Source organism: Pseudomonas sp. CG7, from assembly GCF_023701885.1.
GTDB classification, from domain to species: domain Bacteria; phylum Pseudomonadota; class Gammaproteobacteria; order Pseudomonadales; family Pseudomonadaceae; genus Aquipseudomonas; species Aquipseudomonas zanjanensis.
In genome coordinates, this window is the sequence record NZ_JABAEE010000016.1 from 1 (window position 1) to 18,517 (window position 18,517).

Sequence of the window (18,517 nt, forward strand, 5' to 3'; positions counted from 1 at the left end):
TCGTCAGAAGCGTCAGATTTGTATAAGAGATTTTTATAAGATACAGTAGGTCATGTCCGCCACCGCAACTCCAGCCCGTCCCGCGCCGGATCACCACGCCCAATTCATCGAGCTGCTGCGCACCAGCCTTGAACAAAACGCTTTCATCAAACTGGTACTGGCCAAGTACGTGGGGGACGAAGCGGACCTCCAGCGGCTGATCATCAAGCAGCTGACGGTCAAGGACCAGCCATGCCTGTCCTTCGTCTACCGCTACAAGACCCGCGACATCACCAAGAATTTCCCACTGGCCGAAGGCGTGGACACCATCGCCGCGCTGTTGCCGGCGTCGTTCAAGAACGCGCATTTGCTGGCGGTCACCGACGAGGCGCAGCTGGAGTACAGCAAGAAGGGCAAGAGCTCGCTATTCAAGAGCAAGCCCCAGCAACTGCGGGAAGTGCCGGCTGCCGAGCACAACCGTGAGAAAAATCGCTTCCTCGACCTGAGCCGGCCATTTTTGGCTGACCTGGGCGTGACCAACCACACGCACGAGCTGATTCCGGCGATGTCGCGCAAGTGGAAGCAAATCAACAAGTTCCTCGAGGTCTTCAGCCATGCGCTGACGTCTTCGCCCCTGGCCTTGGACATACCGGTGCGGGTCTCGGATTTCGGTTCGGGCAAGGGCTACCTGACCTTCGCCATCCATGACTACCTGCGCAACACCTTGCAGGCCGAGGGCGTGGTGACAGGGGTCGAGCTGCGCGAAGACATGGTCAAGCTCTGCAACGAAGCCGCCGCGCGCCTGGAGCACCCGGGCCTGAGCTTCCAGCACGGTGACGTGCGCAGCGTGGCGCCGAGCGCGGTGGATGTGATGATCGCCTTGCACGCCTGCGACATCGCCACCGACTACGCGATCCACATGGGCATTCGCTCGGGCGCCTCGATCATCATGTGCTCGCCGTGCTGCCACAAGCAGATCCGCCTGCAGATCCAGAGCCCGGCGCTGCTCAAGCCGATGCTGCAATACGGCCTGCACCTGGGCCAGCAAGCGGAAATGGTCACTGACAGCTTGCGGGCGCTGTTCCTCGAAGCGTGTGGCTACGAGACCAAGGTGTTCGAGTTCATCTCCCTGGACCACACCAACAAGAACAAGATGATCCTGGCCGTCAAACGCGCCGAACCGGCGGACCCCACCGAGCTGCTGGCAAAAATCGAAGAACTCAAGGCCTTCTACCACATCACCGAGCACTGCCTCGAAACGCTGCTGCGGGCGGATGGTTACCTCGCCTGACAACACTGACCTGAACCCTGTGGGAGCGAGCCTGCTCGCGAAGAACGATAACGCGGTGCATCTGACAAACCGCGTTGTCTGATTCGCGAGCAGGCTCGCTCCCACAAATGTTCACCATCAGCGAGCTACGATGCAGCCCGTCAGCTCGCGGCCAGAGATTCTCCCCGTTCTGTTACAGCGGACTACCTTTAATGCGTCCACCCCTCACGCATTCCCAAAGGAGTCCTTCCCATGGCCGCCAAGAAAATCCTGATGCTGGTCGGCGATTACGTCGAAGATTATGAAGTCATGGTGCCGTTCCAGGCCCTGCAGATGATCGGCCACACCGTGAACGCCGTGTGCCCGGACAAAACCGCAGGCCAAACGGTGCGCACGGCGATCCACGATTTCGAAGGCGACCAGACCTACAGCGAAAAACCGGGGCACTTGTTCGCCCTCAACCATGACTTCGCCAACGTCCAGGCCGCCGACTACGACGCGCTGCTGGTGCCGGGTGGCCGGGCGCCGGAATACCTGCGCCTGAACGAAGCCGTCCTGCAACTGGTGCGTGATTTCGATCTGGCGGGCAAGCCGATTGCCGCGGTGTGCCACGGTGCGCAATTGCTGGCGGCGGCGGGCATCCGCGAAGGGCGCGAATGCAGCGCCTACCCAGCGTGCGCTCCGGAAGTCCGGCTGGCGGGCGGGACCTATATGGACATTCCCGTGACCCAAGGCCATGTCCAGGGCAACCTGGCGACCGCACCGGCCTGGCCTGCGCACCCGAACTGGCTGGCGGGATTCCTGACCCTGCTGGGCACGGCCATCACTTTGTAGTAACGGACTGGCGGGACAAGCGCAGCGGGTCTTTACTCTCGGGGCATGTCCTCATTGCCTGGAGAACAATCATGTCCGGATGGTACGAAGTCAGCAAAAGCAGCAGCGGCCAGTTTCGTTTTGTGCTCAAGGCGGCCAACGCCGAGACAATCCTGACCAGCGAGTTGTACACCACCCGCAGTGGCGCCGACGGCGGCATCGCTTCGGTGCAGAAAAACAGCCCGTTGGCCGAACGCTATGAACTCAAGACCACCAAGGACGGCCACCCGTACTTCAACCTCAAGGCCGGCAACCACGAAGTGATTGGCAGCAGTGAGGCGTATTCATCAGATGCAGCCCGGGACAAAGGCATCGCTAGCGTCAAGGCCAATGGACTGACGACGGTCATCAAGGACAAGACGGTGGCTGCGCTCTGAATTCATCTCTATGGGAGCTTGTTCCCGCTCGGCTGTAAATGCTGTAGGAGCTGTCGAGTGCAACGAGGCTGCGATCTTGTCCCAGACAATTGAGTCTCAAGGCGAAAGATCAAAAGATCGCAGGCTTCGCCAGCTCCTACAGAGCCGAGCGGGAGCAAGCTCCCTCGCCACCCACGCTGACCTGAAGGGTTGAGCTTAAGGTCAGCCTTGCGAGGCTAAACCTCCACCGGCACCGACAATTTCGGATCGCCCAACGGATGGCTCTTGGCATCGAAGAAGTGCAATTGTACGTCCAGCCCCTCGAACACCTTGGCGTAATGCCGCTTCTGATGCTGGATGAACGCCTGGCTTCGCGGATAGATCGAAACCGCCACGGTTTTCGGGGCGGCCAGGCGCAGGGCATGGACAATGTGCCGATCCTGCTCGCCGAGGGCATGGCCGAACAGGCACAGATTATCGCCATGCTGCAGCAACTGGTCGTAGCAGAACGACAGGTAATCGCTGCTGCGGATGGTCTTGAGCTTGTCGGTGCTGGGACCTTCATTGACGAACAGCGGCACGTCGTCGAGGGTCTTGATCGTGTTGTTGATGGCGAAACTGCCCAGCAAGGTGCCTTCGGTGGACGTGAGCTTGCGCGCCGTGCCGTCCTGGTTGCGCACCAGATGCAGGCCGCCGTGGAGGTACAGCAGGCGTGGTTTGTCCGCGCTCGCCTGGCTCAGGTCGAAATTGTGGTCATCGCCAAAGAACAGATCGCTGAGGGTCTCGGCCCCATGCTGGATCGCCCAGTAATTGAGCAAGTCGTAATTGGTGGTGAACACCGTGCGGTAGCGGCTCAGTTCCTGATTGATTGTCGCAAGGGTCGATGGCTGCACCAGCCGCCACGGGATATGCACCGCGTGCACGGTGTTGATCAGCGCTTCCTTGATTGCGTAGTAGCGGTTACGCGGGGCGGCGGAGCTGACGGCCAGGGCCGTGTTGACCCGACTGGTGGTTTTCAGCGCCCCGAGCACCTGTTCGAAGCTGCGCGTCTGCATCGCGTCGAACACGCTCAGTTCCGACGGGCTCAAGGGTTTTTCCTCGACGGTGCGGGCATTTTCGAACAGCGAGTCATAGCCGAAATCGTCCCACACCGCACGGCTGGCGCCATTGCCCAGCAGCAGGCCGCTGAAGGCAGTGTCGGCGCGCAAGGCCTCCCAGTCTTCGAGCCGGGTGTCGTATTCCTGGAAATCGGTCATCGCAAGGATCATCTCAAAACGTGGCAAAGGCAGGCCGCGACTTTATCACGACCCAGTCTTGAGCCAGATCAAGATACGTTGTGACTACTCGGTCAATCCTGTACGCCCCTGCCGATTCGGCCTCTTCCAGGAGCGTGACCCCATGAGCAGCACGTTGTTCATTCCCGCCGTGAACATCATGGGGCTGGGCTGCCTCGATGAAGCGATGACCGCTATCCGCAACTACGGCTTTCGCAAAGCCCTGATCGTCACCGACGCAGGGCTGGCCAAGGCCGGCGTCGCCACCAAGGTGGCCGAGTTGTTGGCGCAACAGGATATCGACTCGGTGATTTTCGACGGTGCCAAGCCCAACCCGAGCATTGCCAATGTCGAGCTCGGGCTGGGCTTGCTCAAGGAAAGCCAGTGCGATTTCGTCGTGTCCCTGGGCGGCGGTTCACCCCACGATTGCGCCAAGGGCATCGCCCTGTGCGCCACCAACGGCGGACAGATCCGTGACTATGAAGGGGTGGACCGTTCGAGCAAGCCGCAACTGCCGCTGATCGCCATCAACACCACGGCGGGCACCGCCAGCGAGATGACCCGTTTCTGCATCATCACCGACGAGACCCGCCACGTGAAAATGGCGATTGTCGATCGCAACGTGACCCCGCTGATGTCGGTGAATGACCCAGCGTTGATGGTGGCGATGCCCAAGGGCCTGACGGCCGCCACTGGCATGGATGCGCTGACCCATGCGATCGAGGCTTATGTCTCCACCGCCGCCACGCCGATTACCGATGCCTGCGCCCTGAAGGCCATTACCCTGATCAGCAACAACCTGCGCCTGGCCGTGCGCGACGGCACCGATCTGGCGGCGCGGGAAAACATGGCCTATGCGCAATTTCTCGCGGGGATGGCGTTCAACAATGCGTCGTTGGGTTTCGTGCACGCGATGGCGCATCAACTGGGTGGTTTTTACGACTTGCCTCACGGCGTGTGCAATGCCGTGCTGTTGCCCCATGTACAGAGTTTCAACGCCTCGGTGTGCGCCGCTCGCCTGACCGACGTGGCCCATGCCATGGGCGCCGATACACGGGGTTTCAGCCCGGAAGAGGGAGCCCGGAACGCTATTGCGGCGATCCGCAGCCTGGCCCAGGACGTGGACATTCCGGCCGGTTTGCGTGATTTGGGCGTGCGCCTCAACGACGTTCCGGTGCTGGCCGCCAACGCCTTGAAAGACGCGTGTGGCCTGACCAACCCACGGGCGGCGGACCAGCGGCAGGGCGAAGAGATTTTCCGCAGCGCGTTCTAGGCTTTGTATGAAAAGTCGCGCAGGCACTTTTCGTAAAAAGCCTAAGCGACCCGGGGCGGCACGAACCTCACACAGAGCATCGCCGTCGCCCCCAGCAGTGCGCACAACGCCGCCAGCGGCCAGGCTTGCTGGCTCAACAGCAGGCTGGCCATGGCGCCGATCACCGACGCCATCAGTTGATGCAGGAACCCGCTCAATGCCATGGCATAAGCGCCGGCCACCGGTGAGCCTTCATTGGCCAGGGACAGGCTGATGGGGTAGATCAACGACTGGCCGAACACCGCGAAGCAGTAAGGCAGCCAGAAGAGCAACGCGATACCGCTCAGGGTGAGGCTGCCTGCCAGCATGGTCATGCTGCCGCCGAGCACCAGCGCGATGCCCCAGCCCATCATTCGCCGTTGACCGGTGCGCAGCACAAAGGCATTCACCGCCAGTGCCCCGAGCAGGTACGCGGCACTGATCGGCCAGCCCAGCAAGCCGTATTCAATGGCCGACCAGTGGAAGCTCTCCTGCAGGATCAGCGGCGCGGCGGTATTGAAGGCGACGATCACGCCGTAACCCAGCCCACCGGCCAAGGCCGGCAGCAGGACCGCCCGCTGCCGGAATATCTGCCCGTAGATACCCCACGCAGATTGCCCGTTGCTGGCCTGTATCAGCACCGGGAAACGGGCCCTGGACACCGCCGCTGCCATGGCCAGGCTGACGGCGCCCAATCCCTGGAAAATCGCCTCCCAGCCGAAAGCCGCCTGGATCAGCGAGCCCAGGTACTGGCCAATACCGAGGGCAATCACAAAGGCGATCGATATCCAGGACAGGGCCTTGGCCAGCAGGTCACCGCTGAAGCTGTCACGAATCAGGACCCGCGCCATCACCGAGATACCGCTGGCGCCGATGCCCTGGATCAACCGAAGCGTCAGGAACGCCTCGATTGTCGTGCCCAGCGGCAAGGCCAGGTTGCCCAGGCCGTACAACCCCAAAGCCACCAGCAAGACCGGCTTGCGCCCCAGGCGCTGGCTCAGGCTGCCCCACAGCAACATGGGCAGCGCCATGCCGATCAAGTACACCGACAGGCCCCATGACACCCGGGACGCGTCGGCACCGATATCCCGGGCGATATCCGGCAGGGCGGGCAAATAGATGCTCATGCCCAGTTGTGCCAGGAAGACGGTGGTGCAAGTGACGATCAGGGTTGTACGGTTCTTCATCAAGCGTCCTGTCTCAGGGGCGGAGGTCACGCCCGTGGGTCAGCAGCAGTTCGGTGATCTTTTCGCAAAACGAGCGAATCACGTCAGGCTCCATGTCGGCGCGCAGGGTAATGCGAATGGCGGCCTTGCCTTGCGGCACCACGGGAAAAAACACCGCCGAGGTGAAATACCCCAGTTCGGCCAATTCGATCGCCAGGCTGTTGGCCAGGGATGCTTCACCGCAAGGCACCATACGGATCGCCATGGGAGTGCCGCGCTGTCCGGTCCGCACGAGGCTGTCGAAGAGGCGGATATTAGCCTGCAAACGCGCCTGCAAGGCGCTGAATTCCAGACTGCGGTGCAGGCGGATCGAAGCCATGCCGGCACCGATGGCCGCTGCGTTCAGGCTCTGGGACCAATTGCTCGGTCCACCGTAACGCTGCACCAGCGCCTTGTGCCGTTCACTGCCAAACATGACCAGCCCGCCACTGGCGCCGAATGACTTGGCCAGCGAGGCGACGACCAGGGTGCGCTCGTCCACCGCCGGGATGCGCGAACGGACAAGGCCGGCGCCGGATTCCCCGACCGCAGACAGGGCGTGGGAATCGTCCAGGTAAAGAAACAGGCCATAGCGCTGCTTGAGGTACATCAGGCTGTCCAGGTCCGCCATCCCGCCCATGCTGTAGGCGCCGTCGGCTACATACGCCACCTCGCGCTGGCGTTTGCACACGTCCTCGATGAAATCCATGTCGTTGTGCGGGCAGGTGATGACCTGGGTTTCGTCGGCGCAGGCGGCCTTGCTGTGGTTCATCGAATAATGGGCCTGTTTGTCGAACACCATGACGGGCGCCCGATTTTGCGTGAATGCGCCGCTGGCCAGCAGCGGCAGGATCCCGGCGCTCGCCGCACTGCAAGACAGGGCGCTGAGGCAACTGGCGCCAAACAGCTCCGATAACTGGGTTTCGTACTGGTCCAGGATCGCCAGCTTGCAGCGATTCCTTGAATTGGCGACCCGTAGGGTCCCGGCTTCCCACAGGGCGGTCATGGCGCCGTCCAGCAGCGCGGGGTGATAGTCCAGGCCCAGGTAGGACGTGGTGCAGAAGTGATGAAAGGTCCGACCGTATTGGTCGACCAGGACGTTGGGTGTCCTGACCTCGACATTCAGGCCTGAGACTTTCCCGGCTTCGGTGCTCTGCCAATCCCGGTCTGCGAGGGAAATGAGCTTGCGGTAGTTGGTGAAGTAATGAGGTGATTGAGCCGTCTGGTTCATGGTGCGAGTACATTCCTTGGTGGAGGGTGCTGTCCGTGGGGTGTTTCGATTGCGGCGTGTTTCCAGACTTTACAGATTGTTGTGCAGGGCTTTGAATCGGCTGTTTCCGGCGTGCTTGCGTGTCACTGGAGATTTCTGCGTAGGACTTTGCCTAGTGGCCTGTACGGTTAATTTGAGTGCACGAATTAGCCACACAGGCCACTAGGACCTTGGACGGGGAATCCATCGGTGATGTCGGAGCCTGGGAGCATCCTCGGTTTGCCCCAAGCCCGCTGGGTTATCACTCTTTTCGGAAGGTAGCTTGCTGATGCTCTCAGGTCTCAATCATCTGACCCTTGCGGTCACCGATCTGGATCGCAGTGTGGCTTTTTATGGCGAGCTCTTGCAGCTGCGTCTTGAGGCCAAATGGAACAGCGGGGCGTATTTGTCGCTGCCGGGGTTGTGGTTGTGCCTGTCTCTCGACCCGTTACGCGGGCCCGAGCCGGCGGCGGACTACACCCATTACGCGTTCAGCATCGGCGCCGACCATCTCCCGCTGCTGGTGGCGCGGCTGAACGCGGCCCAGGTGTCGTCGTGGCGAGACAACCGCAGCGAGGGGGATTCGTTCTACTTTCTCGACCCCGACGGGCACAAGCTGGAGGTCCATGTGGGCGACCTCGCGTCGCGGTTGAAGGCTTGTCGGCAGGCACCGTATGCCGGCATGGTGTTTTTTACGGAGTCGTGACGGGGCGTTGCGAGTCGAGTTATTGGCCTACCAGGCGTTGGGCGGCAGCCGTCGCGTATGGAACAGTCGCAGGATTTGCACGCGCCCGTGGCGAACGCGATAGGGAATCAGGTACGGACGGTCGGGGACAACCCATTCACGGGTTCCCGCCAGGCGGCCTTCACGACCGGACGCTGGGAATTGGGCGAGTTGCTCGACGCTCGTGAGGATTGCCTTGATGAAGTGCGCCGCTGCTTTTGGATTGTCCAACGCAATATAAGCGGCTTCGTCGTCCAGATTCTTGAGGGCAGTACGCAGCCACTCAACCTGCATTGTTCATCCATTTTTCGGCAATCGCGTCGACATCCTCGGGGCTGGCGAAATCACCCGCATCTGCCTCATGCAAGGCTTCTTGGATTTCCTTGATCTGCCAGGCTTCACGGGCCAGGTATTCGCGTAGCGCATCGACTGCCAGGAACGACTTGCTGCGCCCGGTAGCCTTGGCCAATACCGCTAGGGTTTCGGCGACTTCATCGGGCAATCGCAATGACATGATGGACATGATGGTCTCGATGTAGTGGTTTGTAATACAACATACTACACGTCCTTAGAGAGTCGCCAGCCCCGTTGGTCTTCATCGTCTGTGTGAATGTTCGTCTCGATATCGACGCTCATCCCCTACGGTTGATTGCCTGCGCTATCCTCATCGGTATTGGCCGCGTCGGTCTCGCTGGTTGTATCGGCGTCACGAACTGACCATCCCCCGCTTCGCTCACCGCTGCATTACCCGGATGATCTCCAGCCCCATGGACACTTCAAGTTCCGCGCCGCTGGCCAGCTACATCGACCTTCTGCTGGACGCCGTGTGTGCCGTCGACGGTCAAGGGCGTTTCGTGTTTGTCAGTGCCGCCTGCGAGCGTATTTTCGGCTACACCCCGCAGGAGCTGATCGGCCAGCCGATGATCGATCTGGTGCACCCTGCCGACCGCCAGCGGACCCTCGAGGCGGCGCGGGAAATCATGGGGGGCGAGCCCAAGCTCAATTTCGAAAACCGCTACCTGCGCAAGGACGGGCGGGTGGTGCACATCCTGTGGTCGGCGCGCTGGTCGCCAGTGGACCAACTGCGCATTGCCGTGGCCCGGGACATCACTGAACGTAAGCAGGCCGAGTCCCGGCAGGCGGCGTTGTATGCGATTTCCGAAGCGGCCCACGCCGCGGCTGACTTGCTGGCGCTGTTCAAGCGCATCCACCTGATTATTGGCGAGTGGCTGCCGGCGCTGAATTTCTCGGTGGCGCTGTATGACGAGCAATGCTCACAGTTGAATTTCCCCTATCACGTCGATGACCGGGAAGGGCAGCCCGAATTGCCGGGCACGGTCACCGGGCGTTTGTGCGCCGAGGTGATTCGCAGTGGCCAGCCGATCCTCCTGACGCCCGGTGGCAGCTCGTTGCCTGCGGGGTTCGACGACCTGATGGCGCAACCGGACGCGCCATGCTGGCTGGGCGTGCCGCTGAACGCCCAGAGCGGCACGATTGGCGCGCTGATCGTCAAGAGTGCGCCGGACAACGAACGCTACACCGAACAGGACAAGGAGCTGTTGCAATACGTTTGCGCACAAATCACCGTCGCCATCGAGCGCAAGCAGTTGCACGCCCGGTTGCAGCACATGGCTCAGTACGATCAGTTGACCCAGGTGCCCAACCGCGAATTGCTCCGTGAGCGGTTCAAGTGCGCAGTGGCGGCCGCTCGTGCTGCGTCCGGGCGCATGGCCTTGCTGTATATCGACCTGGATCGTTTCAAGCAGGTCAACGACACCTATGGCCACGGCGTGGGCGACATGCTGCTGCAAGCGGTGGCCAGTCGCCTGAAGGGTTGTATCCGCGACACCGACACCGTGGCGCGTATTGGTGGAGATGAATTCGTGGTCCTGCTGCACAGCATCCAGGCCTTGGAGGACGCCCATCGCGTGCAGGCCAAAATCCATCATGCACTGGCCCAGCCGCTGCGTCTGGACGGGCATTGCTTGAGCATCGAACCGAGCATCGGCGTGGCCTGCTTTCCCGACCATGGCACTGAAGACATCGCACTGTTCCGCCACGCCGACGAGGCGATGTACGCCGCCAAACGCCACAATCACCGGGCGTTTGGCATCTGAAAACGCGTCACCGTTCGTCGTGGCGCCCGCAGCTTTCTCAAACCTTCAGCCCGCATCCCATTCGAATATAGGGCAGGGCTCGCGCGCCCGGCATTCACGAATACGGAGGGCTGAACCATGCCTGGTTCAAGCAGTATTTATCCGACAAACAGTGCCCATGATCGAACGAAGGTGTCCGAAGCAGGTCGCAAAAGTGGGAGAACCACCATCACGACCGTCGATAGAAGCCCGTCGAAAGCCGAAATTGGCCGAAAGCCGGGTCGGACGTGTCGCTGAATATTCTGGGTTGGTTCTGATTCAAGGTGGATAACCCACCAGAACTTTTATCAGAGGAGGGCGCGATCATGAGCCGTATGGCCAGTTTATTTCGCACCACCAGGCTCGTCGTGCTGATGGGCCTGGGTGCCAACAGTGCCTGGGCCCAATCGCCTGTCGAATTCATCAACGATGCGTCTGCCAAAGACATGGCCGACATCGAGGCCAGTCGCATGGCCCATGGGAAAGCCGAATCCAGGGAGGTCAAGGACTACACCATCATGGTGATCAACGACCGCACCACCGCCAATCAACACCTGGCGAAGATCGCCAAGAAGCTCGACTTGCCTGTCGCCCCCCGGGAAGAAGTGGCTGACAAGGCCAAGACGCTGATCCCGCAGGTACAGGAAGGCGAGTCGTTCGAGGCCGCGTATGCTGCCAGCCAGATCAAGGCGACCGAGGAGGCAATCGCGCAGATCCAGCAGCAAGCCCAGACCACCGAAGTGCCGGAAATCAAGGCTTTCGCCGACGAAACCCTGCCTAAATTGCAGACCCATCTCGAAAGGGCCAGGGCGCTGCAGGCCAGCCGTTGACCTGCCGCATCCGGTTTTACATTCAGGACCGGGACGTCAGCGTCCCGGCAGATTTTGCCCGCCGAAAAGGAGAACCTCGATGTCCACACGCCGAGAACCCAACCAATACGCGATGCAGAACCCGCTGACCCAATATCCTCGCCCGGAATTTCCCGACCAACCGCAATCGCCGCCTGGCATCGATCAGGACATGCTGCCGCAACCCGATCATGGCGAAAAAAGTTACCAAGGTTTCGGCCGCCTGGAGGGGCGCAAGGCGCTGGTCACCGGTGGTGACTCGGGGATTGGTCGCGCCGCGGCGATCGCCTACGCCCGGGAAGGTGCCGATGTGGCGATCAACTATCTACCCAGCGAAGAGCGCGACGCCCGGCAAGTCATTGAGTTGATCGAAGCCGAGGGCCGCAAGGCGATTGCGATTCCTGGCGACCTCAAGGACGAAGCGTTCTGTGTGCAAATGGTCAAGATGGCGCAACAACAGCTCGACGGGCTGGATATCCTCGTAAACGTTGCCGGTAAGCAGGAAGCGCAAAAAGACATTGCCGACATCACCACTGCGCAGTTTGACGACACCATGAAGACCAACATCTATGCGATGTTCTGGATCTGCAAGGCTGCGGTGCCGCTGATGCCGGCGGGAGCGACCATTATCAATACCGCCTCGATCCAATCCTACGACCCGTCCGCGACCTTGCTGGATTACGCCACCACCAAAGCGGCCATCGTAGCGTTTACCAAGGCGCTGGCTGGACAGGTCATTGGCAAGGGCATCCGGGTCAATGCCGTGGCACCGGGGCCGATCTGGACCGTGCTGCAACCGAGCGGCGGTCAACCTCGGGAAAAGATTCCCACCTTTGGCTCCCAGGTACCGATGAAGCGCCCGGGCCAACCGGCCGAGTGCGCGCCGCTCTATGTCCTGCTGGCATCGCAGGAGTCGAGTTACATCACCGGGGAAGTATTTGGCGTGACGGGCGGTAACCCGCTGCCTTGATACCTGACAGATGCGCGAGTGGTTGGCGCCACTCGCGCATAGGCATCAGCACTGGTTCAGGTCGATCTTGTTCTTTTGTTCCACGCCATCAAGGCCCTTGGCTTCGTCCTTGCCCATGTCCTGATAGCGCTTGCGCAGCGCTTCAAGTTGCTTGAGGTCTAGCGACTCGAGGCCGAGCATTGCGTTCTGTGCGTCCTTGGACGCCCGCAGCAATTCATCTACTTTCAAATGCAAGATGTCCGTATCGCGGTTCTGGGTGTTCTGGATCAGGAACACCATCAGGAAGGTGATGATGGTGGTCGAGGTGTTGATGATGAGTTGCCAGGTGTCGTTGAAGCCGAAGAAAGGTCCGCTGGCGGCCCAGATCGACAACAACACGATGGCGCCTAGAAAGGTTTTGGGGCTCCCCGCCCAAAGGGATAGTTTTTGCGCGACTTTTGCGAACGTCATTGCCGTGTTTCCTTATTGGATGCACCTGTCTGGTCTGACAGCAACGAGTCGGCGAAAATTCTACTCACATTTCAGCCGGTCCCCCCTCGTTCATCGTCCGGCACGATGACAGTCGCAACCAGTGCTCCTGCCGCAGGTCCCCCTGAAAACCCTCATCAATCCAATTTTATTTTGAGGCAGCTAACTATACCGGACAGGTTGTTCCCGAAAGATTCGAAGAACGGTATGAGTCCATGCGGCATCGCCTGATAGATTTCCATCCCGTGATAAAAGCGCCGCAAATAACGAGGCTTCACCGGTAGCCCCATATGAAAAATCGCCTGGGTTATGAACTGCTTTGGGACATTGTTGTAGGTCGCCTTGCAGTTAATGTAATAGGCGCTCAATCCACAGCGCTTGGCGAATTCAGCAACGCTGTCCAAGATGTCCCGCACCCGTTCTTCAGATTGCAGCAAGCGGCCGCCGCCCTCGACGCCGTCAAGCAATAGCCCGGGCGCACCTTTGACATCTGCCACGGCAATCAGATTGATACGGCCAATGCGCCGCCCTTGATACCAGACATACAGGCGACATAAATTCGGCTCAACCAAATATCCTGGGGCATTGTTGACAGCGTAGTCACCGATACCGGTACAGGAATAAAACTCGTCGGAGCGACTGTAGTCCTGCCATGGGTTTCTGTTCCAGGTACTAATGAAGCCCCGCTGCCTTGATTGACGTTCCCTTAAACCCTCCCAATCCTTATCGTCGAGATAGGTTCTGATACTTGTTATATTTTCAGGCTCTGCCGATCCAACGCTGTCTCTGGGGAAGGCTACATCTATCATTGACCGCAAGCGGGTTTCGGTGTACTCGGCGTGTCGGTCGAACAACGATTTGTTCCGGTGCACCTAGGTTTGCCGGGCGACTTTGTCGTAGGTCGCGTCTATCGCCTGTCCGATCAGGGTCCTGAAACGGGCGATACCCATTTCACCGCCCCAATAGTTGAACGGTAAAAACCAGGCGCCGGCATAAGAATCGGTGATGTGCGCGCGCGCATTGGCGAAAGCGTGTTGCTGTTCGAACCACTTATTGAAATCGTCAATCGCCAACTGATACCGCATATTCTCGATTGTTCGAGAGTCCATGAAGTTTATATTGGAAATGATCGCAGAGATTAACCCTCCATCGAATACCCCGGGTGCATCGATATGCGAGGTCAGACTCGCGGCATCCAATTGATCGAGCGAAGCGGCGATGGTACGCACCACCCCGACCTCCGGCAAACCATTGACCAACAGATAATGGAAGTAGTCGACGTTGTTGTCTGACAGCGCATCAAGACGGTTGTGTACTGTCTGAATGCTATGGTGTTCAAATACCACATCAGCATTTTCCAGCAACGCAACGGCACCAAAACTGCCATAACGAGCGTGCACGGCGCAAATCAATGCCACCAGCGCATCCAGGTCCGTGGCAGGCAAGTGCCGATAGTAGTTCTTGATATGAATGAGCAAAGGGGCGCAGCAAGGGCCTAATGCATCCTTGTGGCGTAGCACGCAGTCCATGGCGGCCTGATAATAAGCCACGCCTACGGCCTCAAGGATCGACTCCAGATCATCGCACGAGGCAGAGTCGGATGTGCCGATCAGGTAGGACAGGCCGCGTGCAGATTGATCCTTGATGGCCAACAGGAATTCTACGAACGCCTGCATATCCAAGTGACGCTTGAGCAGTGGGATCTTTTCTATCAGATACGCCGCGACAAAGGCGCTGTTGCGTTCCAACTCAAGAATGCCGGGCAAGAACCACGTCCATTCCTCATCGCTGAGTTCAAGTATATGGACATGATATTTAAGTACATTGTTGACCAGCGCATCATCGCAGGCAGCAATCCTTGACAGTAATTCACCTACCGCCGTCGCAAGCTCGGCGTCATGTAACTGCTCAAGGCAGTTGATTGAAACTTCATAAGCGTCGATGTAAGTAGCCAGTACTTCACGCATACGCATTTCCCCTCATACCAACCGGTGATGGTTGCAAAAGCTTTGATGATCAGCCTCTCGGCCTGTCTCGACAGGCGTGATGAATGTGGCGACTAGTCGTGTGTAGGGCTTGCGCTCAGTAACGGGCTGTTGGGTTTGGTGACCCGTACCAGCCGTACCATCAGCATCAGCAGCGAAAGGAGATGGCTGAGAATCAATGCCACCCATAGGCCGACTACGCCTTGATCCATGTTGAACGCCAAGTGATATCCACCGGCCACGCCGATCAACCAGGCGGTAATGATATTGATAAGGAAGGGCACCTTGGTATCTTCCAAACCCTTCAATGCGCCCAGCAGCATGACCTGGACGCACTCAACGACGATGCTCAGCGTCGCCAGGCAAACAATCAGGTTGAACTGGGTTAGAAGATCAGAGTTCGAGGGGGCTTTGACGTCGAAGAACATGGATGCGACCAACGTGGAGTCGAAAAATACGATAAAGGCAAAAGGCAACAAGACCAGTATGCCGACCATGGATGCCACCGCCGTCAGTTTCCGCACCTTGTGCACGTTATCCAATGCATGCTCTTGAGCGACACGAATGGCAATGGCTTCACGAACCCCTTCAACCAGCATGTATATTGGAAAGATATAGGAGAACACCAGTTGCGCCGCTGCCAGCTCCAACGTGCCCACGTTCTCTGTAAAGAACATAAGGACGAGGAACATCAGTGAAATGACCAAGCTATTGGCGGAGAGTGGCAACCCCATCGCCAGGTATTTTTTAATCAGGGAAAGTTTAGGTGCCGCCGAGCCCGTGAAGATTGCGTATGCCTTGGCGGATCTGCGATTGCTCAGGGAGTAGAGCCCGATCTCCGCAGCCAGCATTCCCCAGCTTACCAAGGAGGTCGAAAGTCCCGCACCGTATGCACCCAGCCGCGGAAAACCGAACTCACCGAGAATCAGTGCGTAGGAAATCACCGCTTTAAATACGCTGGCAAACAGCGTGATATAGAAAATGGACGAAAAGTCGGAAACCGCCGCTGAGTGGTCCCGCAGGACGCAAAACAACGCTAACGGCAAGATTGAGTAGACCGCGCCTTGTGCGTATTGATCAGCCTGGAAAGACACCGCTGGGTCTATATTGAAGGCAAGCAGCAAACTGCCAAGGTTCAAGGTCAGCAGAACGACTGGCAGGCTAAGTAGAACGCACATGTAGAAACCATGTTGCACATGCACTTCCACGGCCCGTTTGTTCTGGATTGCGTCGTACTTGGCTGAAAAAACCGCAACCATGCCAATGACGCACAAGCAAATGACATTGGCGGCGTCGAAAACAATGCGAGCACCTAAACCATAGCCAGCGATTTCATCCGCACGAAAACGGCCCATGAATACGGAGTCAACGAATGCCATCATGCTCTCAATCAGATAGACGATTGAAAGTGGTACCGCAATTTTGATGATGCGCCGACTCTCTGCAACCCACTGCATATCCTGCATCCTTCATTCAAATCACCACAGACGAGAAGATATAAATGCTTGCAAGCTATTTAAATTGTCTCGCGCTGAGCTGAACAAACCGAGCTTCCGATAATTGGTGGAGGAGAGTGAGACTCGAACTCACGACTACCAACTTAAGTAGTTGGCGCCCAAGCCACCGGGCGTTCTCCCCCGTTACATGCCTTGCCTCTCGAACGCGAAGCAACCGCGACCGAATAAAAAATGGTGGAGGAGAGTGAGACTCGAACTCACGACTACCAACTTAAATAGTTGGCGCCCAAGCCACCGGGCGTTCTCCCCCATTACATGAGGTGTGTGTCGGCCGCGAATGACGACGACCGAAAAAAAGCGGTGGAGGAGAGTAATCCCAATTCACTCCACCCATTTAAGTCGCTTAAGTCCGCTGAAGACGTTGTTGCGTTATAGCGTTATTCACGCCACTCAGTCTTTCAGTACTGCGGCGTGGAATGAAACAGCGCTGGCACGTTGTGCATGCTTGGCCATATCCAGGTTCCGGTTGTAAAGATGTTCGTCTGTCCCATGCTTGAGATAGTGCATGACCGAGCTGATTGCCACGCCCGCCATCTCATCCCACACGGCAGCGGTCGACGCCCCTATGTAGGGGGTGCAGATGAAACGGTCATCAGGCAGCTCAAGCATGGCGATCGGCATATTGATCGCCTCGCCATTCTTGATGAGTGGTGGCATATCCCAGTTCTTGTCGTCGAATGCGGCCCCTGCAATTTTCTGCTCGAGCAGGGCCTTGTAGAGCGCCCGGCCATCAACCAACGAGGCCTCTGATGTATTGATCAGAATGGCGGAGGATTTCATCAGGGCAATTTCCTGCTCTCCAATGAGGCCCAAGGTGGAGTCGTTGTACGGACAGGCCAGAATCACAACGTCACTACTCTCCAGCAGGGAGGTCATCGACAAGCGTTGGGCCTGGGTGTCGCGTTCTATGTCGGGCTTCTGCGAGTTAGCGGTGTAGACGATCCTGGACTTGAACGCATCGTGCATCATCCGGGCAACCCGGGAGCCGACCCTGCCCAAACCGATGAAGCCGATCACCGCATCCTTGAGAAGGGGAGTATCCATTTCATGCAGGCGACCTTTTTTCTGCTCGGTGTGGAAGTAGATCAATTTTCTTCTTAGCCCGATAACCAATCCCATGAGGAACTCGCCCATGGCTTCGTACATCACTTTCAAGTCTGGCGTATTGGTAACCGAGATACCCAGGCGGTCAGCTGCTTCAATATCGACCAAGTGCTCGGCCCCCGTAGCCAGGCATGCCACGAGCTGCAATTGGCCAGCGTGCTGCAGAATCTCTTCGGTCAATATTTCCTCACCGGCTTGAATGTAAACATGTGCCTCGGTGATTGCAGAGATAATCCGCGCCTGATCAGGAAATGATTCATGGATCAAGTTTACGTCGTAATGCGTTGAATTAAATTTACAGATTTGGTTTTGATCCAGGCGATCAGCTCCGGAAATAACTACTTTGATGCGCTCTGACACGGCAATATCCTAGGATGTAGTGTTGCGAAAATGGTTTTTAATATGAATATAACGTATGTTCAAGTGGCTGCAGAGAAGGGTGTCAACATGAAATATATCCTTTTGGATCTGGCGTGTACTACGCCAAAGAGTAGTCAGTGATCGTTGTTTCGTGGGTAAGATTTTCAGTGCCTTGAAAATGCGTTGCCATATAAAATGATAGTTTGTTTTGGGTGTCAAATTTCTCTTTGTAAGTTTTTAAGGCTTGATGGGGTTGCTCGTCGGTGGGCGTTTGTTTGTACGCTGTTGATGGTAAGCTCCACGGATAAGCGTTGTCTGTCTGAATAATAGTTTTGTTTGTTCTGATTGTGTTGGAGTCCTGTGTTGCATTGTTTTTCAATGTCCAACAAGTTGTTTCTCGGGAGCGGTTGTTCTGCCATGACAGAGCCAGTGACGGAGAATGGAGGTGGCATTATTTCGAACCGCCAACCTTAATGATTGCGACGTGGCGCTTGATTGGTGCCGTACGTGACACATTGGGCCAGCCGTCGGCGATCAACTAGGATTGCGCCTGTGGGTGCGACGGCAACGAGGCGGTGAAACAGCAAGTCGCAAACATCCGCCGTCATTCATCGCCCGGCACGATGGTCATTCGCAACCATTGGGCCTCTTGCAGGTCACTCCTGAAAGTCCTCATGATTGGAGTACACCATGAATTTCATCCGCACCTTCTGCCTCGCCTGCTGCCTGTTTGCCTTGCACGGCTGCTTCGACAACTCGGGTAACGAGACCAAGGACAACACCGACGGCACCAAGTCTTCGGTGCAGATGCAGGAGTCCAAGTCTGAAGATAAATAGATGTCATAGCCCTGGCGTGGCTAAGAAAAACTGTGGGAGCGAGCTTGCTCGCGAATGCGTCGGGTCAGCCAA

At 58.0% G+C, this 18,517-nt stretch carries 19 protein-coding genes and 2 tRNA genes; 9 read left to right on the plus strand and 12 right to left on the minus strand.

Annotation, left to right across the window (positions count from 1 at the left end; genetic code table 11):
* The first annotated feature begins 52 nt into the window (after window positions 1-52).
* The 3 genes from HGO40_RS09030 (at window position 53) to HGO40_RS09040 (ending at window position 2,499) form a co-directional block, all read left to right on the plus strand.
* Window positions 53-1,270 (plus strand): class I SAM-dependent methyltransferase, encoded by a 1,218-nt coding sequence (locus HGO40_RS09030; RefSeq protein ID WP_250962706.1) that lies wholly within the window; start codon window positions 53-55, stop codon window positions 1,268-1,270.
* Between the two features lie 231 nt (window positions 1,271-1,501).
* On the plus strand, window positions 1,502-2,083 hold the full coding sequence (locus tag HGO40_RS09035) for a DJ-1/PfpI family protein (protein ID WP_250962707.1): 582 nt from the start codon (window positions 1,502-1,504) through the stop codon (window positions 2,081-2,083).
* A gap of 71 nt (window positions 2,084-2,154) precedes the next feature.
* On the plus strand, window positions 2,155-2,499 hold the full coding sequence (locus HGO40_RS09040) for a YegP family protein (RefSeq protein WP_250962708.1): 345 nt from the start codon (window positions 2,155-2,157) through the stop codon (window positions 2,497-2,499).
* A gap of 215 nt (window positions 2,500-2,714) precedes the next feature.
* On the opposite strand, the gene HGO40_RS09045 is transcribed toward HGO40_RS09040, so the two are convergent.
* The gene (locus HGO40_RS09045) at window positions 2,715-3,734 is read right to left on the minus strand and encodes a DUF4917 family protein (RefSeq protein ID WP_250962709.1); all 1,020 of its coding nucleotides are present in this window, start codon (window positions 3,732-3,734) and stop codon (window positions 2,715-2,717) included.
* A gap of 142 nt (window positions 3,735-3,876) precedes the next feature.
* Between HGO40_RS09045 and yiaY the strand changes: the two genes are divergently transcribed.
* Window positions 3,877-5,025: an L-threonine dehydrogenase gene (gene yiaY / locus HGO40_RS09050; protein WP_250962710.1), complete on the plus strand. Its 1,149-nt coding sequence runs from the start codon at window positions 3,877-3,879 to the stop codon at window positions 5,023-5,025.
* Window positions 5,026-5,066: 41 nt separating this feature from the next.
* On the opposite strand, the gene HGO40_RS09055 is transcribed toward yiaY, so the two are convergent.
* Window positions 5,067-6,230 (minus strand): MFS transporter, encoded by a 1,164-nt coding sequence (locus HGO40_RS09055; protein ID WP_250962711.1) that lies wholly within the window; start codon window positions 6,228-6,230, stop codon window positions 5,067-5,069.
* 13 nt (window positions 6,231-6,243) lie between these two features.
* Window positions 6,244-7,479, minus strand: a complete 1,236-nt coding sequence (locus HGO40_RS09060) for an aminotransferase class I/II-fold pyridoxal phosphate-dependent enzyme (protein WP_250962712.1) — start codon at window positions 7,477-7,479, stop codon at window positions 6,244-6,246.
* Between the two features lie 307 nt (window positions 7,480-7,786).
* On the opposite strand from HGO40_RS09060, the gene fos reads away from it, so the two are divergent.
* On the plus strand, window positions 7,787-8,203 hold the full coding sequence (gene fos / locus HGO40_RS09065) for a fosfomycin resistance glutathione transferase (RefSeq protein ID WP_250962713.1): 417 nt from the start codon (window positions 7,787-7,789) through the stop codon (window positions 8,201-8,203).
* A 27-nt stretch (window positions 8,204-8,230) separates the two neighbouring features.
* Here fos and HGO40_RS09070 read toward each other — a convergent pair whose 3' ends face one another.
* Both HGO40_RS09070 and HGO40_RS09075 read right to left on the minus strand, forming a co-directional pair.
* Window positions 8,231-8,515: a type II toxin-antitoxin system RelE/ParE family toxin gene (locus tag HGO40_RS09070; RefSeq protein ID WP_250962714.1), complete on the minus strand. Its 285-nt coding sequence runs from the start codon at window positions 8,513-8,515 to the stop codon at window positions 8,231-8,233.
* Window positions 8,505-8,744 carry a CopG family ribbon-helix-helix protein gene (locus HGO40_RS09075; protein ID WP_250962715.1) on the minus strand — a complete coding sequence of 80 codons (240 nt, stop codon included), beginning with the start codon at window positions 8,742-8,744 and terminating at the stop codon, window positions 8,505-8,507. Before HGO40_RS09075 ends, HGO40_RS09070 begins: the two co-directional genes overlap by 11 nt.
* 244 nt (window positions 8,745-8,988) lie before the next feature.
* Here HGO40_RS09075 and HGO40_RS09080 point away from each other — a divergent pair, with 244 nt between their 5' ends.
* From HGO40_RS09080 to HGO40_RS09090, 3 genes are all read left to right on the plus strand, one after another.
* Entirely contained in the window at window positions 8,989-10,338 is a 1,350-nt protein-coding gene (locus tag HGO40_RS09080) for a sensor domain-containing protein (protein ID WP_250962716.1), read from the plus strand.
* Between the two features lie 344 nt (window positions 10,339-10,682).
* The gene (locus HGO40_RS09085) at window positions 10,683-11,186 is read left to right on the plus strand and encodes a DUF4142 domain-containing protein (RefSeq protein ID WP_250962717.1); all 504 of its coding nucleotides are present in this window, start codon (window positions 10,683-10,685) and stop codon (window positions 11,184-11,186) included.
* A gap of 79 nt (window positions 11,187-11,265) precedes the next feature.
* Window positions 11,266-12,174 carry an SDR family oxidoreductase gene (locus HGO40_RS09090; protein ID WP_207965300.1) on the plus strand — a complete coding sequence of 303 codons (909 nt, stop codon included), beginning with the start codon at window positions 11,266-11,268 and terminating at the stop codon, window positions 12,172-12,174.
* 45 nt (window positions 12,175-12,219) lie between these two features.
* Here the strand turns inward: HGO40_RS09090 and HGO40_RS09095 are convergent, their stop codons facing one another.
* The 7 genes from HGO40_RS09095 to HGO40_RS09125 all read right to left on the minus strand — a co-directional run bounded on the left by HGO40_RS09095 (window position 12,220) and on the right by HGO40_RS09125 (window position 17,608).
* Window positions 12,220-12,624: a low affinity iron permease family protein gene (locus HGO40_RS09095; RefSeq protein WP_250962718.1), complete on the minus strand. Its 405-nt coding sequence runs from the start codon at window positions 12,622-12,624 to the stop codon at window positions 12,220-12,222.
* A 155-nt stretch (window positions 12,625-12,779) separates the two neighbouring features.
* Window positions 12,780-13,496: a hypothetical protein gene (locus HGO40_RS09100; RefSeq protein WP_250962719.1), complete on the minus strand. Its 717-nt coding sequence runs from the start codon at window positions 13,494-13,496 to the stop codon at window positions 12,780-12,782.
* Window positions 13,497-13,514: 18 nt separating this feature from the next.
* Window positions 13,515-14,609: a hypothetical protein gene (locus tag HGO40_RS09105; protein WP_250962720.1), complete on the minus strand. Its 1,095-nt coding sequence runs from the start codon at window positions 14,607-14,609 to the stop codon at window positions 13,515-13,517.
* A gap of 92 nt (window positions 14,610-14,701) precedes the next feature.
* Window positions 14,702-16,084, minus strand: a complete 1,383-nt coding sequence (locus HGO40_RS09110) for an MATE family efflux transporter (protein WP_250962721.1) — start codon at window positions 16,082-16,084, stop codon at window positions 14,702-14,704.
* 104 nt (window positions 16,085-16,188) lie between these two features.
* A tRNA-Lys gene (locus tag HGO40_RS09115) sits at window positions 16,189-16,266 on the minus strand.
* A gap of 50 nt (window positions 16,267-16,316) precedes the next feature.
* Window positions 16,317-16,394 (minus strand) — tRNA-Lys (locus HGO40_RS09120).
* A gap of 140 nt (window positions 16,395-16,534) precedes the next feature.
* Entirely contained in the window at window positions 16,535-17,608 is a 1,074-nt protein-coding gene (locus tag HGO40_RS09125) for a D-isomer specific 2-hydroxyacid dehydrogenase family protein (RefSeq protein ID WP_250962722.1), read from the minus strand.
* A 690-nt stretch (window positions 17,609-18,298) separates the two neighbouring features.
* Here HGO40_RS09125 and HGO40_RS09130 point away from each other — a divergent pair.
* Entirely contained in the window at window positions 18,299-18,445 is a 147-nt protein-coding gene (locus HGO40_RS09130; protein WP_250962723.1) for a hypothetical protein, read from the plus strand.
* The last annotated feature ends 72 nt before the right edge of the window (window positions 18,446-18,517 follow it).

What these genes read in the sequence shown, in the direction of transcription:
- HGO40_RS09110 (WP_250962721.1), bottom strand. Translation starts at nt 16,084, where the DNA reads ATGCAGTGGGTTGCAGAGAGTCGGCGCATCATCAAAATTGCGGTACCA.
- HGO40_RS09055 (WP_250962711.1), bottom strand. Translation starts at nt 6,230, where the DNA reads ATGAAGAACCGTACAACCCTGATCGTCACTTGCACCACCGTCTTCCTG.
- HGO40_RS09130 (WP_250962723.1), top strand. Translation starts at nt 18,299, where the DNA reads ATGAATTTCATCCGCACCTTCTGCCTCGCCTGCTGCCTGTTTGCCTTG.
- HGO40_RS09030 (WP_250962706.1), top strand. Translation starts at nt 53, where the DNA reads ATGTCCGCCACCGCAACTCCAGCCCGTCCCGCGCCGGATCACCACGCC.
- HGO40_RS09060 (WP_250962712.1), bottom strand. Translation starts at nt 7,479, where the DNA reads ATGAACCAGACGGCTCAATCACCTCATTACTTCACCAACTACCGCAAG.
- HGO40_RS09085 (WP_250962717.1), top strand. Translation starts at nt 10,683, where the DNA reads ATGAGCCGTATGGCCAGTTTATTTCGCACCACCAGGCTCGTCGTGCTG.
- HGO40_RS09035 (WP_250962707.1), top strand. Translation starts at nt 1,502, where the DNA reads ATGGCCGCCAAGAAAATCCTGATGCTGGTCGGCGATTACGTCGAAGAT.
- HGO40_RS09080 (WP_250962716.1), top strand. Translation starts at nt 8,989, where the DNA reads ATGGACACTTCAAGTTCCGCGCCGCTGGCCAGCTACATCGACCTTCTG.
- yiaY (WP_250962710.1), top strand. Translation starts at nt 3,877, where the DNA reads ATGAGCAGCACGTTGTTCATTCCCGCCGTGAACATCATGGGGCTGGGC.
- HGO40_RS09070 (WP_250962714.1), bottom strand. Translation starts at nt 8,515, where the DNA reads ATGCAGGTTGAGTGGCTGCGTACTGCCCTCAAGAATCTGGACGACGAA.
- HGO40_RS09045 (WP_250962709.1), bottom strand. Translation starts at nt 3,734, where the DNA reads ATGACCGATTTCCAGGAATACGACACCCGGCTCGAAGACTGGGAGGCC.
- HGO40_RS09075 (WP_250962715.1), bottom strand. Translation starts at nt 8,744, where the DNA reads ATGTCCATCATGTCATTGCGATTGCCCGATGAAGTCGCCGAAACCCTA.
- HGO40_RS09040 (WP_250962708.1), top strand. Translation starts at nt 2,155, where the DNA reads ATGTCCGGATGGTACGAAGTCAGCAAAAGCAGCAGCGGCCAGTTTCGT.
- HGO40_RS09105 (WP_250962720.1), bottom strand. Translation starts at nt 14,609, where the DNA reads ATGCGTGAAGTACTGGCTACTTACATCGACGCTTATGAAGTTTCAATC.
- HGO40_RS09090 (WP_207965300.1), top strand. Translation starts at nt 11,266, where the DNA reads ATGTCCACACGCCGAGAACCCAACCAATACGCGATGCAGAACCCGCTG.
- HGO40_RS09095 (WP_250962718.1), bottom strand. Translation starts at nt 12,624, where the DNA reads ATGACGTTCGCAAAAGTCGCGCAAAAACTATCCCTTTGGGCGGGGAGC.
- fos (WP_250962713.1), top strand. Translation starts at nt 7,787, where the DNA reads ATGCTCTCAGGTCTCAATCATCTGACCCTTGCGGTCACCGATCTGGAT.